The sequence below is a fragment of the Allomesorhizobium camelthorni genome (assembly GCF_011045125.1).
Lineage (GTDB): Bacteria > Pseudomonadota > Alphaproteobacteria > Rhizobiales > Rhizobiaceae > Allomesorhizobium > Allomesorhizobium camelthorni.
Genome location: NZ_JAAKZF010000289.1, coordinates 1 through 871, shown reverse-complemented (window position 1 = coordinate 871; position 871 = coordinate 1). Strand labels below are relative to the sequence as shown.

General features: G+C 65.4%; 1 protein-coding gene. It reads left to right on the top strand.

Annotated elements, in window-relative coordinates:
• The first annotated feature begins 355 nt into the window (after window positions 1–355).
• Window positions 356–775, top strand: coding sequence for a hypothetical protein (locus G6N73_RS35940; protein ID WP_165034582.1), 420 nt, complete (start codon window positions 356–358; stop codon window positions 773–775).
• Window positions 776–871 lie beyond the last annotated feature (96 nt).

The following is an 871-nucleotide window of genomic DNA, read 5'->3' as shown; positions in this document are numbered from 1 at the left end:
GCGGTGACCTCTCCCCGTGGATTCGGTTCCCACGGGCCTGAGGGCGTCCGACGGGCCGGCATTCTGTGGGTCAGGCGCAAATGCCTGATCGCACAGGAGGCGGATCATCCGCGCGTCATTGTCCATGGAAAGAACATGGAGCGGGGCGCGTGACCGGTCGACCGTGGCGACAGACACCGGCGGGGCGCGGAAGCTGCGCCACGTATTTAAGTTTCGGTAGGCAAGGCCAAGCGCCCCGCTTCCCGACCTTCGCTCCTTCCTCATCCTGAGGTGCGAGCGAAGCGAGCCTCGAAGGAAATAGCCAGGGCGGAAACGCAGCGTGGCGACGGAAAAGCTTGCCTGAAAGGATTCCCCAATGGAACTGGAAGACGAAGTGAAAATGCTGCGGCGCATGCGCGAGGACGTGATCACTGCCGCGCGCGATATGAAAGCCGCCTTGCTCGATCTGTATGCGCCCAGGCAGACGCCTCGGCCGGAGGTGCTGACCGCGGTGCAACTGCTCGCCTCGGGCGAAGGGTTCGACGCCGAATGCCCGAACCATGCCCGCCGCCGCGCCGGCCTGTGTCAGGCCGACGACGTCGAACCGGAGTGTGCGCCGCTGTGGCCCGAGGCGCTCTGGGAGCGATTGGACGATATGGCCGTCGGGATCGCGCTTTCCGCCGTTTGCGCCGAAGCCGGCCGCGCAGCGATCCATGCCTATATCACGCGAATGCTTGAGTCGGCGGCGCCGGGCCGGAAAAAGCGCAGCAAGCCTACAGCACGGCCGCGCGGATGAAACGCGCCGGCGCCGCGCTTGAGAGGGAGCAACAATGAGGAGAGACCGTCCGAGAATTCGCTCCGGCGAGGCAGATGGCGTGGTTTTCGAGAACCA